This is a genomic window from Paenibacillus algorifonticola (assembly GCF_050481745.1).
Taxonomy (GTDB): domain Bacteria; phylum Bacillota; class Bacilli; order Paenibacillales; family Paenibacillaceae; genus Pristimantibacillus; species Pristimantibacillus algorifonticola_A.
Genome location: NZ_JBCNGR010000017.1, coordinates 178,985 through 193,886, shown reverse-complemented (window position 1 = coordinate 193,886; position 14,902 = coordinate 178,985). Strand labels below are relative to the sequence as shown.

Genomic DNA, 14,902 nt, shown 5'->3' with positions numbered 1-14,902 from the left:
TTACTCCTTTCTATTCTCCGCTGTAATAGGGATTTTAAATATAATCTTCGTGCCTTTTCCTAAATTTGAGTCTATATCCATCTTCCCTTCCAAGAGATCAATCCTTTCCTGCATGCCAACTAACCCAAAATGCGAGTTGTCTCCGTTATGCACCTGGATAAGCTCTTGTTGGAATCCACTACCATTGTCGAATACGGTGATTGTAACTGAATCTGAGGTATAAACCATGTCTAGAGTAACGTAAGAGGCATTAGCATGCTTAAGCGCATTGGAGTAGGCTTCTTGGACCAAACGGTAAATAGCAGCTTCCATGGCGGAAGGCATCCGTATCTCTCTGCCCGTAAGATCAAATACAGTATGTATTTTTGTTTTCTCTTCAAAGTCCTGTACAAACTTGCGCAGCGTAGGTACAAGTCCCAAATCATCAAGCGCCATTGGACGCAGATTAAAAATAATTTTGCGAATTTCCTCGAGTCCTAGACGAACCTGACCCTTTAAATCTACTAATTCGTCCTGTACTAGCTGAAATTCCTTCTTTAGAAACATTCTTTCTGCAATTTCCGTACGCATGACAATATTTGCAAGGGATTGCGCCGGTCCGTCATGGATCTCACGGGCTATACGCTTGCGCTCTTCCTCTTGGGCTAAAATAATCTTCAGGCCAATCAGCTGCCTTGTTTTCGCGGATTCTAAAATACGCGTGACCTGATTGAGGTCGCCCGACAAATATTCCAATACGACATTAATTTGTGAAGCGATCATCTCTGCACGCTCAATCGAGGATTCTACATTGCGCACGCGCTTTTGCAAATCATCGCGTCTCGATTTTAAATAGGTTTCCTTCTCGCGGCAAACCATTAAATCGAGCTGAATCTGCGTTGCTTTTTCGTATGCGGATTTAATATCCTCTTCCTTGTATCTGACGAAATCACGGCTAACTTCCGTTAAACGGATTCTTGCCTGCCGATAATCCAGCTCAAGCTGATCGACCCGTTCAATTGTCTTTACCGTTTCCTGAATAACCACTTCGAGCTCCTGCTCAAGTGATTCCAATTCAGCGCGTGCAGCCTCACAAATTTCAAAAATCTGAAATTTGCTGTCCTCCATGACCTGCGTCGCATTCGTAATGACACGGTTGATATCTAAAATATGTTGATCCATAAAAATTCGGCAACCTTTCCAATAGAAGGTTCTTTTAGACTATCATAACACAATTGCATAGTCCGCCGCCTCCTTGGCCTTCAACTCTAGCTGCCAGATGCTGCGGGAACGGGAGGGAATAGAGGAGTTATTACCCAATGATCCCGGGCGAATATCCTTTGTTTCCCGCTCCCGCTCCTGCAATCCCGGTCTAGAACTCTTCCCTAGTTAATGGTGATTTTCTTCGTGCTATTATCAAAGCCTACCTTAAGTCCCAACTGCTCGGAAAATAGTCGAATAGGAATGAGCGTCCGATTGTTCCGCACAATAGGCGCAACCTCTGTCGTGGAACGCTTGCCATTCGCCACGATTTCTTTTTTACCAATAACCATCTCAAGCAAATGGGCACCATCAAATACCGTTACCCGGTTCAGCTTATTGTCCCATTGCAGATTGGCTCCAAGCGCTTCGGATACGAAACGAATTGGAACGTAGGTTGTTCCCTTTAGCGTAATTGGCGTCACGTCGAGCGTTGTCGCCTTGCCTCCGATAGAAGCAGCTTTGCTGCCAATCGTCATGACAATGTTTTTCGCTTGGGAAGATACGGCTTCTCCTGGATATTGCAGCTTCATATTGTCAATGCCAATCGTGCCGGTTGCCGCACGCTCATCTGCGCCCTCCGCGATTGTAACGACGTAGACCCGCTTCAGCTTGATCGGATATTTCATGCCATAAGACGACAAATCCGCCTTCACCGTCTTCCAGCCACTCCAATTGAGCTGCTTCGCCACGTCTACCAGATGCGATTCGCCATCGGCATCGGTGAACTCCGCCCGCAGCCAGTTAAGGCTCTTATCGCTATAAACATCAAGCGTCATGGCAGTTGGCGAGCCTTCAATCGATTTACCGGAAGTGCCGTTAAACACAGCATAGACGGCCTTCGTCCCTGTTCCTGCGCTAAAATCATACGTCAGCTGCAAAGCCTTAGCCGATGTCTGGCCTGCCAGATCACTAGTCAGCTTGACGCTGCCCTTAGTCGTCGTGGACGGAGTTAGCTGCGTCGAAATGCCATAGTTCACATTTTCAAAATCCTCAAGCGCCTTCTCCGAGCCTCCCTGCGTAAGCGGGAGCATCGTCGGATAGCCGTCATAGCGACCGATGGCATAGCCTGTCGTTGCGCCTTCATCGACTGATTGCACCGTAAGCATATCGCCCGATACTTTGCCGGTAAAGCCTACAAACTCCCATTTAAGTGAATCGCCGCTCAGCTTATAGCTTTTGCCATTTTTCAAGGTCATCGTTACTGGCACCGAGACAGTTGCTCCTTTGGAAAGCATGCCTGCTGCACTGTCAATCGTCATGGACGCAATCTGATCTTGTCCGACCACATCTACCTGGTATGTAGCACTCGCCGAGCCCGATTTGACGCTAATAGTAGTAGAGCCCGCTTTTGTGGCCGTAAAGTCCGCGCCCTTGAAGGTGCCCACCGCCGAGGAGCTGCTCCATTTGGCATTGGTGCCGTCAACCGCTACCGGGTTGTAATAGGTATCGTACCCTTTTACCGTAAAGGTCGCCTGCTGCCCAATGAGCAAGGCATTCGTGCCGCTTACTGTAATACCCTTGACTTCACCTTTAGGCGCTGTCGAAAACACGCCTATTCCGCTCGCGACACTGCGCATCGTTGTACCGTAAGTCGTAGAATGAGCCGATTGCAGAGCAAACTGCCCGAGCGGGCGCTCGATCATCGTTGTTGAACCGCCGCCATCCAGATTTATGCCTTTGTAGACGCCAAGCTTCACCATAATCTGCTGCAGCTCCGCCAAATTCACGCCCTTGCTGTCTCCGTACTGTTCGCTGGTAATCAGATATACCTTCGTACCATCCTTGGAATAGCCTACGGCTGAACGGGAAAGGTATGCCGCTCCGCTAACACCTGTAATGCTGCGCGAGAATGCCGATGCTGCCCCATTATTAACCAAAATCGTATGCCCGCTAACCATCATTTCGAATTGATTCGGATCTACTTTGCTTCCAGTCGTTTGGGAAACTAAAGAGTAGTCCGATTTCAGCTTGTCTCCGACCTTGATCTCGGCGCGGATGAATTTAGCTGCTGTGCCGTTGGCACGTAAAATATATCCGTCTTTAGGTGCAGCCATCGCAAGCGCAGTCCCATCGGAAATCTGCTCAACTACTCCATTGCGAACAAGCACTTCGGTCGGCAATGCGGCGGAATTTTTCGGACGCTCCGAGCCAGCCCATGCACTTGTGTAGATATACATCGTGTTGGCGTGGCTATAGGTGGAGTCTCCGCTCTCCGGCGTATAAGACGACTGGTTAATGCCTGAAAGGGTGAAAGTCGCTCCGCTTGCAGACGTAACCGTTCCGCTGAAGCTGTAGCTGTCGATTTTCGGCTGGCGGTCCTTCGTGACTCCAAAAGCATACATGCCCTTAATTTGCATCGGCGTCGTCATGAGCGTTCCGCTAGTAATTTGCGCCCCCATCGGCGAGCCTTCGCCCGTGGTCACATATACGTCACCGTTAATGCCAGCTACCGCTCCACTCGTTTTCGCCATATTCAAAATCGTATCGCGATCGCCGATCGTATTGTTTTTGCCGCTCAGCGCATTCAGTTGCACATATTTATTCGTGAGATCGACTTCAATGACATGGACGTTCGCTTGCGCCGTTCTGCCACTGCGTGTTGTCGTCCAAAGATAATCGATTCGCTCCGCGCCTGATGTCACGTAGGACTGCTGCAGTTGTTTAAGCGTTCCGCTGCTCGCAGCTGCGGCCGTTTCTATTTTTAGCATCTTCCAGCTTGCCGGGGCAAGCTCTGAAATTGGATGCAGGAGCAACGCTCCTCCGATTATAACAATAGCTACCTTTTTGCCTATTCCGCGGTTACCTTGGTCGTATCCTCTTACTAACTTGCGCATTATTTTTGCAACTCTCCCATCTCAGGCCCGCTCCATCCTTGTCGAAAATATGAAAAAGGGATGGCAGCAGCAGCCTAATCTACTAAGCCTATTAAATATAGACTATAAAAAGGTGCAAAAAGTTCCGCTAATCTTCCGATTTTTGCGAATTTTGTCGTATGGCAACAGCGTTCGTCTCTGATCCTGCTTCTTGCTGTGAACGCCTGTCGCTGCGGCATCAGTCCTCTCTCAAGTGAATGAAATTCCAAATTTGTTTATAGCTACAAAAAAGCCCCGTACAACCTTTATGCAAGGTGTCCCGGGGCTGGTACCAATTTACTACGTGTTTAGAAATTGAATATGCTCTAACAAGCGCTTGATCATGACGACTGCTTCTGCCCGGGTTGCATTCGTCAAAGGACTAAAGATTTTAGTCGTTTTACCGCCGATTACGCCGGTATAAATCGCTTTTGCCGCATCCGTACGCGCCCATGAGCTGATGCTGTTGCGATCAGTAAATGGCTGCAAATACGTAGAGGCTGAAGATGGCAGTTGAATGGTGGCGCCAGCTGCACTTGCTGCGCGCGTCATCATTGCCGACATCTCCTGGCGTTGAATATATTTATCTGCTTTGAATGTTCCGTCCGTATAGCCAAGCACGATGCCTGCTTCCGATGCTGCTCCAATATAGGCGGCAAGCTCCGTGCCAATATTAACGTCTGAATATTTGGCTGCTGCTGCCTTATTGCCTGAAAGCCCTAATCCCTTCGCAATATAAGTTGCGAACTCACCGCGGGTAATAGGCTTGTCTGGAACGAACTGATTGCCTGTGCGCGCTGCAACAATATTTTTGTTGGCAAGTGACTGCGCAGTTGGGCCAGCCCAATGACTACTAATATCAATAAGACTGACAGAATTGCTAACTAATGCAAAAGCGCCGATGCTTTTGCTTCTAAAAGTAGCAACCGTCTTGTTATTCAACGTGGAAAATATCGTCGGTACGTAGGTCAATGCACCCGCAACAGGGTCAACCCGCACGATTGCTGTATTTTTTCTCGTCACAGCCAACGATGTATCTACGCTTAAAGTCGCATAGCTGTTAAGCTCTGTAATCTCGCTTTTCATTGTACCACTAACTGCATAGAGCTGAAAATGAACAATTCCCGATAAGAGTGAGATCGTTGATAGATTCAGCCTATTCGTCAATGCCGATGTAAGCGATGTGGTGCCAAGCTCAAGCTCAATTAATAGCTCGCCCGTTGTTCCGACGGAGCTTGTAAGCTTGGAATAATTCAAGGCACCGAGCGGAATTTCATACGATGTGCCATTATATTTTACAACAAAAAACGGATTCGTATTGATAGAACTCGCATTGAGCAGCGTAGACAGTGGTACAGCTACGACAGCCGCATTTTCAGAATTCGGAATCTCTACAATAATTCGCGATTTCGTAAGGCCGGCCGTTCTTGCCGCCTGATAGGCAGGAGCGAGCTTCTCCGCTGAAATGGAATATTTCACTGACGATCTGCCTGAAGCGGTCTGATACGACGTCTTTGTAAAAGCACCGCTTGTCATGAGAACACCGCCATCAGACGATTGGGTGAACTCTCCCGGAATCAAATCAATGATGGACGAGCTGTTCGTGACAGACTGGCTCAAAATGTTCTCTATGATTTTGCCTGATGAAGTACGAAGCGTCGTTCCTGAAGCATAATAGCTAAAGGTCACCGAACTCGTCGAAGCAATCGCCGTTGCAAGCGTCAGCGTAACTGTGGAGCCGCTAATCGATACGCCTGTAACTGAAGCTGTCGAGCTTCCCGCCATAACGGAAAATTGCGTTGTATAGGGCACGTAGGAGCTATTCATCGTTTCTCCAAATGTAAGCACAAGCGAATTTCCTTTAATGACTGCTGAGTAAAGCGAGCTATTTGCAGATCCCATAGATGCTTTCTGAGTCGAAAAGCTTGCTGCTGCATTCCCGGCCAGATCCACCACTCTTGGTGAAGACATATTGTACGATACATAGATCGTATCACTTGAGCTAATGGCCGAGCTTAGTGTAAGCAGCACTTGGCTGCCGGACACCGATATTTGCACGATCGAACGAAGGCTGCCATTCACGCTGACTGTATAGCTGCTCACAGGCGGAATAGCGCTCGTGCTCAGCGTTTCGTTATAGCTAAGCGTTATGATGCTGCCATTTGCATATACACCTTGCAGCGTTGGAGCTGTTACATCAACCGTATTTGTAATGTAGTAGCTGCTAAAAGCGGCCACATTGGCTCCATCCGTACTTTTAAGCGGATAGCTGCCTGGTGTGTAAGAGACGTACACGGACTGATTGGCAATCGTCGCATTTACGCTCATCGTGACAACCGAGCCATTAATACTAATAGCCGTCGGTGTATAGGAGGCACCACCAATATTGACGCGGAATTGCTGATACGCCAAATTATTGACGGAAGCCAGCGCTTTATTGAATGTAAGCGTCACAACGCTGCCTGTTGCCGTTCCGCTGGAAAGCGTTGGCGCTGCAGCATCTACTGCAAATGCCACGTCCTGATTTGCAATGCTTACCGCCTGATTGCCAACGAGATCCTGTATACCCCCAGTTGTCGTCGTAGGCTTGGAATAGGAAAGCTTGACTGTCTGGATATTAACGAGCGTCCCTGCTAACGTCAGCGTAACGGTACTTCCCGATACAGCAGCCGACAGCAATTCACGCCGCTCGCCATTAACCGTAATATAGAAGCTGCTTAAGGCCGGGACAGAGCTTGCTTTAAGATCCTCGTTAAAGGTCATTACGATAGTTGAGCCTTTGACTTCCATCTTGCTAACAGCAGGAGGCGTCGTATCAATACCTATTGTTTTAAAAGCCCATTGATAAGCATTCTGAATACCTAGAAATGCATTATCCGACAAATCATAGATTGCTGTTGGGCTAATCTCGATATAATAATTCGTGTTCGGAGCCATCGTCGTTCCCGTTGGAAGCGTGATGACTAGTTGACGGCTGTTGTCTGGATTAATATAGAAATTAGCTGGAATATCGACTACGCCAGGCGCTGGTGTAACTGATCTAATTGTAATCGTACCCGTGCCTTTTACTATAGTCTCGCTGAAAATAGCGGAGAAGTACGCATCTGTAAGTACATTTTGCGTATTATTAACAGCATATTGCGACTCAATTGTTGGCCTAACCGTATCTTGAGTTACCCTGAACGTCCAGCTGTTTGCTGTAATTCCGGCAAAATAGTTCCCCGCCGCATCACGGAAAGCACTGCTGCCAATAACCACATAATACTGCGAGTTGTTAATAAAGGTCTTATTCGGGTTAATCGTAATTTTGCTCGTTCCGCCACCCGTTACATAGCTTGAAGTTACGGGAATAGTGGCAAAAATCGTATTGTTCGAGTTGCGAATTTCTATATTGCCTGCGCTCGGATAAACCGGCTCCGTAAAGTTAATTTCAATGCTGGAGTTAAGGGTACCGATTGCTGCCGTATGGGCAGGATATGTGCTCTGAATCCGTGGTGGATCAGTCTCATCGCCTGGACTCGTCGTAAAGCTCCACGTAGCAGCATTGGATATACCTTGGAACCAGTCCCCAGTCGTACTGTCTGCGAAGGCTCCTGCATCGATTAAAATATAATAGCGGGTGTTTGCGAGCAGCTTCGGAGGCGTAACGGTAACGGTATTTCCGCTAACGCTTACACGGGACGTATCTGTAGCCTGATAGCGATCCGCATAATTATCATTTACGCGCACGAGGCTTATGTATTTCTGAGAGTTCGCTTTCACATTTTTATCAAAGCTAATGCTAAAAGAACTGCTTACTCCGACAGAAGTCGCGGAATTTCCAGGCGTTAAGCCCGTTGCATTAACTGGCGCTGGCGCAGTTGTAAAACGCCATGTCGTTCCGGCATAGCGATTGCCCGAGCTGTCTTGAATGACATGACTAGGAATCGTAATTGTATAGGTCGTATTCGGATAGAGCGCCTCAGAAGGTTTAATCGTCAGAGTGGAAGTGCCACTGCCCACTACCTGAGCGGAATTGACCGCTATTTCTCTAGAGTCATAAGCTGTTGCGCTTGGAGCAGATACCAGCGTAATCGCCCCATATGTCGTATATACGTTTTCATTAAATGGGATCGTTATTGTAGTTGTAATGAGCGCCCCGCCCGATTCAGGAGCAGGCGACACCGCAGACCGTAAGTCTGGAGGTGTACTGTCAACCTGACTTACGGTTCTGAAGTTCCAATCCGCAGCATTGGAAATGCCGCTAAAATTCGCGCCATTGGATGCATTTACAAATGCGCCCTGGTCAATGAATACATAATATTCGGTACCTACAGCAAAAGAAGTACTTGGCTGTACCGTAACCGTTCTTCCGGTAGCATCAATGGCAACTCGATTGCTAGTTGCAACATTAAACGTCTCAAATGGTGTATTATTCGAATAATTGTAGATAGTAATTGAAGCAGGGCCTGTTCCTTTTATTACACTTTCATCAAAAGTAAAAGAAAGAGGCGCACCGAGTCCGACATTTCCAAAAGTATTAGCTGGTGATTTGCTTGTAATAACAGGACCGTTGACTGCCGCATGCACTTCATTGGTCAAAAGGCTGCTACTTGGCGGCAATGCAATTTGTAGCAAGAGTACGAATACTAGAAGAATACTAATTTTGTAACGACTCATTTCATTCACTCCCCAAAAATTTACACTCGTACCTTATTTGTCGGCTTCTGAGCGCCGAAAATGTAGGTTTTCCGGATAATTTCCAATGAATTAATTATCATCTGCTATCTTTTTCGCTATAAAATAAAAAGACGCTACGATCTCTCGTAACGTCCCCTACATTATGAATTAAATAATTTCCGTTCCAGAAGCTCGGAATCTTTATGGATTTAGAGCAGTCAGATTACTGAATCTTGCTGTAACAAAGCTCCCTGTTTGTAATGATACCTTCCGAACAAATGCAGTTACAACTAAGTCATTGCCTTCCCAATTCATATATTGCATATAATCAAGAGCTAGATAGGAGCTTAAATCACCAATAACAGGATTAGGAATGCTGTAAGAAGCGATTACGTTGTTTTGGGCATTCCTTACTTCGATTGTTTTATTATTTAAAATAGAGAGCTTATATAGCTTGCCGTCAGGGCCTGTAAGATTTTTATTACGAACTTGCACAGTAGTTAAATCATAAGACCCATTAGCTACAGTCTGTCCTGTAGCAATTGAATCAACTCTAACATTAATTTTTACATTTTCAGCTACTGTAAAGCCTCCTAATCTAACTGGGCCGTTTACACCTACTGAAATTTTTTCGATTTTATTCCATGTCCCTTGATTACCGAGTTGATAGTAATATTCAAATCTGGAGATTTGACCAATCTCGGGTATGGATATATAGGCAAGAGGACGGGCGGGATCTAAGTATTCCGCTTGAATGACTACACGATCAGGAATAGACGGAACATTATAAAATGTAGAAGTGTATGTAACTAAGCCCGGGCCTGGCCATCTTACAGAGGCCACTATATTATTCCCATTAAAACTGGCTCCAACTAAATAAGCATCCCTGTAATCATTCCCTGCTAGTCTTTGCGGTGTTATTTGTTGAATCCATGTAGTAGATCCATCTCTCATAAGCCACAGTTGGTCGTTTACAAATGCAACCATATACGACAGACCATCTGGGCCCAATATTGTTATTCTTTCTCCATGTGCTTCAACAACAGCCGAATTAAAATCGCCTTTAATTACATTAGGTAAAGTAACACCAGACAAAAACATTGTTGAAGCTACACTTGCAACTACTAGCTTCTTTCCTATTCCATTTATTTTCAAGTTAATTCCGCCTCTCAATCATACTCATAATCCAAATAAGGGATTATATAAGTAATATCCTAAATTTAGATTATGTAATTGAATAATAGACGAATAGATATTAAGTAGTCAAGGAATTTAATCCATTTTAATTCCCCTTAGTATGGACTTAAAAAATGATAAATAAAAAAACACTTTTCAAAATACTTATCGGCCGAATATTAGACCTATATTTTCATATAAAAACACCCCTTGAATAGATCGAGGGGCACGTAGGCCACCCAATGATTATTCTAGGGGTGTTCATTTTTTAAACTATATCATTATAGCAGCATAATCGCATCAAAATTGGCTATTAAGCCAAAGCATCTGCTTTCAGCTTATCCGCTTTGTCAACGCGTTCCCAAGGAAGATCCACATCTGTACGGCCGAAGTGACCATAAGCAGCTGTTTGACGGTAGATTGGGCGACGCAGATCCAGCATTTTAATAATGCCTGCAGGACGAAGATCAAAGTTGTTGCTGATAACTTCAACCAGCTTCTCTTCATCCACTTTACCTGTTCCGTATGTGTCTACACTGATAGAAACCGGATTTGCCACGCCAATAGCGTAAGCAAGCTGAATTTCGCATTTATCAGCAAGTCCAGCTGCAACAATGTTTTTAGCTACATAACGGGCTGCATACGCCGCAGAACGGTCAACTTTTGTAGGATCCTTACCGGAGAATGCGCCGCCGCCGTGACGTGCATAACCGCCGTACGTATCAACGATAATTTTACGGCCAGTAAGACCTGCATCACCTTGAGGACCACCAATAACGAAACGGCCTGTTGGGTTAATGTAGTATTTTGTTTCAGCGTCCAGCCACTCAACGGGTACAACTGGTTTAATAACGTGCTCAAGAATATCGCTTTGAATTTGCTCTAGGCTAATTTCCTCAGCATGCTGTGTAGATACAACGATTGCATCAACACGTACAGGCTTACCATCGACATACTCGATTGTAACTTGAGTTTTGCCATCAGGACGGAGATAATCAAGCGTACCGTTTTTACGCACTTCGGACAAGCGACGTGCAATACGGTGTGATAGCGCGATCGGAAGAGGCATAAGCTCAGGTGTCTCGTTGGTTGCAAAACCAAACATCAAGCCTTGGTCACCAGCACCAATATCTTCGTTCTCTTGCTGAATATCTTTGCCATCACGTGTTTCAAGGGCAGCATTAACGCCTTGAGCAATATCAGCAGACTGCTCATTAAGCGAAGTCAGAACTGCACAAGTGCTGGAATCGAAACCAAACTTAGCTCTAGTGTACCCAATTTCTTTAATTGTACGACGTGCGATAGCCGAAATATCGACATAGTCCGCACGGCTGCTAATTTCACCAATAACGAGAACAAGCCCTGTCGCTACAGATACTTCACACGCTACACGCGCATAAGGATCTGACTCCAGGAATGCATCCAATACTGCATCGGAAATTTGGTCACAAATCTTATCGGGGTGACCTTCCGTTACTGATTCTGATGTAAACAAATGACGACCTTTAATTGACACCCGTATCAACCTCCTACAGCTTTAATATAAATAAGTTCAGAACTTATAAACAAAAAACGAACCTTTTCCTTATGGAAAAGGCTGTTTTACAACTCTCTAATAAAGTATGTTACCGAAAATGTCGCTTCCTGTCAATGGATACTATCCCGATAAGAATTAATTTTCAGTAAAGGTTAAGATGAAACGGCTGTCGCCGTCCTCTGGCGGAGTAGCGCGTTTCAGTCCGAGAAATATAGAAAATGGATAGCTAAATCATATCCTTTCCTATATTTTAAATATAACCGTTTAAAACGGACTCTGCTTGCGCCACAAGACGTTTCGTCATTTCCCCGCCAACGGAACCAGCTTGTCTTGTCGAAAGCTGTGACCAATAAACTGAGCCAGTAGTTTGTGGTACTGATCCCAGTTCTCCCGCAAACTCCGTATCATCACCATTTGAATGGGAATGATACGAGTATAGCCCAAATTCTTCAGCGATTTCATATTTCATTTGTTGCAGCGCTGCTTTACTAAGGGGAACGGCTACTTTATTAGAACGACTCATAATAAGAACACCTCACTGTTGGATGTTGGGAGCATGCTCTTATTTTATCCTCAGGACATTTGTTCAAGCGTATAATCTATTGTCAACTTACACAAATTATACTAACTCAGTTAACGGATTGCAGCTTATATCCACCACGAACTAATACCGTTAATGATTTAGTGTAGCCTGCCGCAGCCGTAACTCCCCTGCCCGAGCGAGGCATTAGTAAAAGATGGTTGCTGGCTACGGAATTACCTTTAACCAAATCCTTACCATCCGTTATATCTACAATACCACTGCTATCTGAGCTGTAGGCTACTGCTTTACCCACACGAAGAATGATTTCTGTTCCTTCATCACCAAGCAGCACTTTGCCACTAGGTACACTAACGACTTGCAGGGAAGCCTGAGCGTTGGATGTGCCAGTTGAGCCAGTACCCGCACCGCTACTGCCACCAGCAACTTTAGCAAGCTGCTCATCTAAATAACTTTTTGTAATTACAGGATCGTCAATAGAGCCTGGAGTTGTTGATACGCCATCTGCTTCGATTGCTTTCGGATTGAGAATGCCAATACCGAAACCTACCAATAGGAGTGCTGCACCAATAGCCACTTTCATTGTCGTTTTCTTCAACTCTATTACTCCTCTCAGAAAAAAATCAGGTATCCTATTAAGATACCTGATTTTTTAAAAATTAACTACAAAATTTTAATAATGTTATTCAAAATTAAAATTCCTTATTATTTGGGTCAGCCCAGTTCAAGTATGCCGACCATTTAATATTTTTGGATACCAGCTTCGTTTTATATCCATTGATTTCCTCATAGATAGTAAGCTGAATCGTTTTAGCAACTAGCTTATCTGTCACGCTTTGGACAATGTTCGTGTAGTTGTTGCCAACTTTCCAAACATATTGACCTGCAGTACCAGCTGCACCTTCAAGTTCAAATGGAGCATTAATCATCGATAGATTAGTAGATTGATCCTCGATGGCAAAAGTGAACTTTTTAGCGCTAAAGCCTTCATAGCTAAGATCCTTTGTTACTTGACCAGAGAAATCCACATCAATTTTATCATCTGTCAAATAAGTGATAATGTTATCCATATTAATGGTATAAGGACCGACCTGAACCTTATTAAACTCGGATGTAACGGTCTGACCATACTGTGGCAATGCATAGCTCACTGGATTTACAAAACCTGAAATTTCAGCATCGTCTTTCTTAACAATGCCCTGAGCATTAAAAGCACTACCAAGTACAACCGTTGCGCCAGCTAACTCAAGCTGTTTTGGCACTTCTGCAGTAACAATAATTTGCTCCTTCTTGCCAGGATTAATCAAATTGCTTGTTTTCAACAATTTAATATCGTATTTATCCCCATCGGCTGTTTTCAGGTAGCCTACAAGCTTGGAAGTCGCAATTGCACGTGACTGCTTATTCGTAACATCCATATAAACTGCATAAAGATTATTAGAATTACCTTCAAGCAATTGTGTTTTCATAACGTTTACCGTGAAGTTTTCACCGATATCATTAACATTGTTTTCGCTACCAATAGCAACAGATTTCGGTACGATAGCAGCCGGTGTTTTTAAAGCGGCCAATTCTGTTTGTGATTCACCGGACTTCTCAAATAGCTTGAGCTTTAGATCAGTTAACGATGTAGTTGTAGGAACCGTACCTGTATAATAAATCGTTATTGAACTTTTCGCCGGAATAGCTACAGGGTTTGTGAATGGAATGATTGTTGTCTTCACAGCTGCATTATCCCCAATGTACAACGAACCTTCGATTGCTGGGATTGGGGCTGTTTTGGAGCTTGTGTTTGTAATAACAAGCTTACCGATCAGGCTGTCCTCTCCGCCCCATGTATTTCTTTGAATAGAAGCAACATTCATTTTATAAGTGTAATCATCTTTAATATATTCATAATTTGTTGCTGTTGTGGTATTAGCTGTTTTCAGGTTATACCCTATTTTAGAAACAGGCAAAGATAAGGTTGATGCGCCTTCACCGGAACCAGAGCTAATACCTTGTGTAATAACAAGCTTCTGTCCTTTAGTAGAAACAGACTTAGGAAGGGTGATGCTTAATTTAATCGTTTCAAGAATTTTAGGACGCAATACAATCGCTTCTGCTGTACCAGAGGTAGTAGAAGTGACTTTCATCTTGTACATGCCTCCAGCTGCCGACTGAGCTAGAAACTGCAGGTTAGCAAGCGACAGTTCAGAACTGCTCGTATTACGCATAGCGAGTTCAATATTAACCGTATTATTATCTGTGCTTGTGGACATGGTAGATTTGCTGATTCTAATATTTACAGGAGTGCTATTCAACTTCACAGAGGTATAGCCACCTGCTTTAACATCTGTAGAATAATCTGATGGAAACTTAAATTGTCCGAGTGTCTTCTCATAACCGGCGACACTGAAATCAAACTTTACGACTTTAAAAATGAGCTTAGGCAAAGTCATGCTTGATGGCAGCTCGCTATAAAAAGTTAAAGTAACATTCGAATTCGCTTGAACCGTTTTTTTCGTTTTATCACTATCCAGCATATACAACGTGTATTTAGTACCACTAGTAGAAGCTAAACGGAACCAATAGTCTTGGAGGTTAATAGCCTTGCTGCCTCCATTATAAAGCGTAATTGTAAAGCTAGCTGTTTTCCCTTTGCTTGTCGACAGTATATCCGCACTATCCAGCTTCACATATGAATTACTGTTTATGTACACAGGTTTAATGCTACTCGCATTAGAGGCCGCCTCACTACTGCTTGGCAATGCAGGAAAGAGCAATGCTGCAACCAACAACATGGCTACATAAAAACGCCACTTCAATCTTGAGCTTCCAGAAACAACTGTCTGCATTAAAATATCACTCCACATCTTTTTTTATATAGACGTTCATACCCAACAAAAAGTTTCG

Annotated in this window: 8 protein-coding genes; all 8 read right to left on the bottom strand. The window is 44.5% G+C overall.

The annotated features are described in order from the left end of the window. The 8 genes from ABEW34_RS17080 to ABEW34_RS17045 all read right to left on the bottom strand — a co-directional run bounded on the left by ABEW34_RS17080 (window position 1) and on the right by ABEW34_RS17045 (window position 14,844). Window positions 1-1,161, bottom strand: coding sequence for a sensor histidine kinase (locus tag ABEW34_RS17080; RefSeq protein ID WP_056036892.1), 1,161 nt, complete (start codon window positions 1,159-1,161; stop codon window positions 1-3). 203 nt (window positions 1,162-1,364) lie between these two features. Then, window positions 1,365-4,076, bottom strand: a complete 2,712-nt coding sequence (locus ABEW34_RS17075; RefSeq protein WP_430160364.1) for a stalk domain-containing protein — start codon at window positions 4,074-4,076, stop codon at window positions 1,365-1,367. A 318-nt stretch (window positions 4,077-4,394) separates the two neighbouring features. After that, window positions 4,395-8,753, bottom strand: coding sequence for an Ig-like domain-containing protein (locus tag ABEW34_RS17070; RefSeq protein ID WP_430160363.1), 4,359 nt, complete (start codon window positions 8,751-8,753; stop codon window positions 4,395-4,397). A gap of 201 nt (window positions 8,754-8,954) precedes the next feature. Continuing rightward, window positions 8,955-9,908 carry a hypothetical protein gene (locus ABEW34_RS17065; RefSeq protein WP_430160362.1) on the bottom strand — a complete coding sequence of 318 codons (954 nt, stop codon included), beginning with the start codon at window positions 9,906-9,908 and terminating at the stop codon, window positions 8,955-8,957. A gap of 334 nt (window positions 9,909-10,242) precedes the next feature. Next, entirely contained in the window at window positions 10,243-11,445 is a 1,203-nt protein-coding gene (gene metK / locus ABEW34_RS17060) for a methionine adenosyltransferase (protein WP_430160361.1), read from the bottom strand. A 271-nt stretch (window positions 11,446-11,716) separates the two neighbouring features. Further along, window positions 11,717-11,989, bottom strand: a complete 273-nt coding sequence (locus tag ABEW34_RS17055) for a small, acid-soluble spore protein, alpha/beta type (RefSeq protein WP_430160360.1) — start codon at window positions 11,987-11,989, stop codon at window positions 11,717-11,719. A gap of 106 nt (window positions 11,990-12,095) precedes the next feature. Continuing rightward, window positions 12,096-12,605 carry a hypothetical protein gene (locus ABEW34_RS17050; protein WP_430160359.1) on the bottom strand — a complete coding sequence of 170 codons (510 nt, stop codon included), beginning with the start codon at window positions 12,603-12,605 and terminating at the stop codon, window positions 12,096-12,098. A gap of 94 nt (window positions 12,606-12,699) precedes the next feature. Further along, complete coding sequence (locus ABEW34_RS17045; protein ID WP_430160358.1) at window positions 12,700-14,844, bottom strand: hypothetical protein; 2,145 nt, start codon at window positions 14,842-14,844, stop codon at window positions 12,700-12,702. Window positions 14,845-14,902 lie beyond the last annotated feature (58 nt).

What these genes read in the sequence shown, in the direction of transcription:
- ABEW34_RS17080 (WP_056036892.1), bottom strand. Translation starts at nt 1,161, where the DNA reads ATGGATCAACATATTTTAGATATCAACCGTGTCATTACGAATGCGACG.
- ABEW34_RS17075 (WP_430160364.1), bottom strand. Translation starts at nt 4,076, where the DNA reads ATGCGCAAGTTAGTAAGAGGATACGACCAAGGTAACCGCGGAATAGGC.
- ABEW34_RS17070 (WP_430160363.1), bottom strand. Translation starts at nt 8,753, where the DNA reads ATGAGTCGTTACAAAATTAGTATTCTTCTAGTATTCGTACTCTTGCTA.
- ABEW34_RS17055 (WP_430160360.1), bottom strand. Translation starts at nt 11,989, where the DNA reads ATGAGTCGTTCTAATAAAGTAGCCGTTCCCCTTAGTAAAGCAGCGCTG.
- ABEW34_RS17045 (WP_430160358.1), bottom strand. Translation starts at nt 14,844, where the DNA reads ATGCAGACAGTTGTTTCTGGAAGCTCAAGATTGAAGTGGCGTTTTTAT.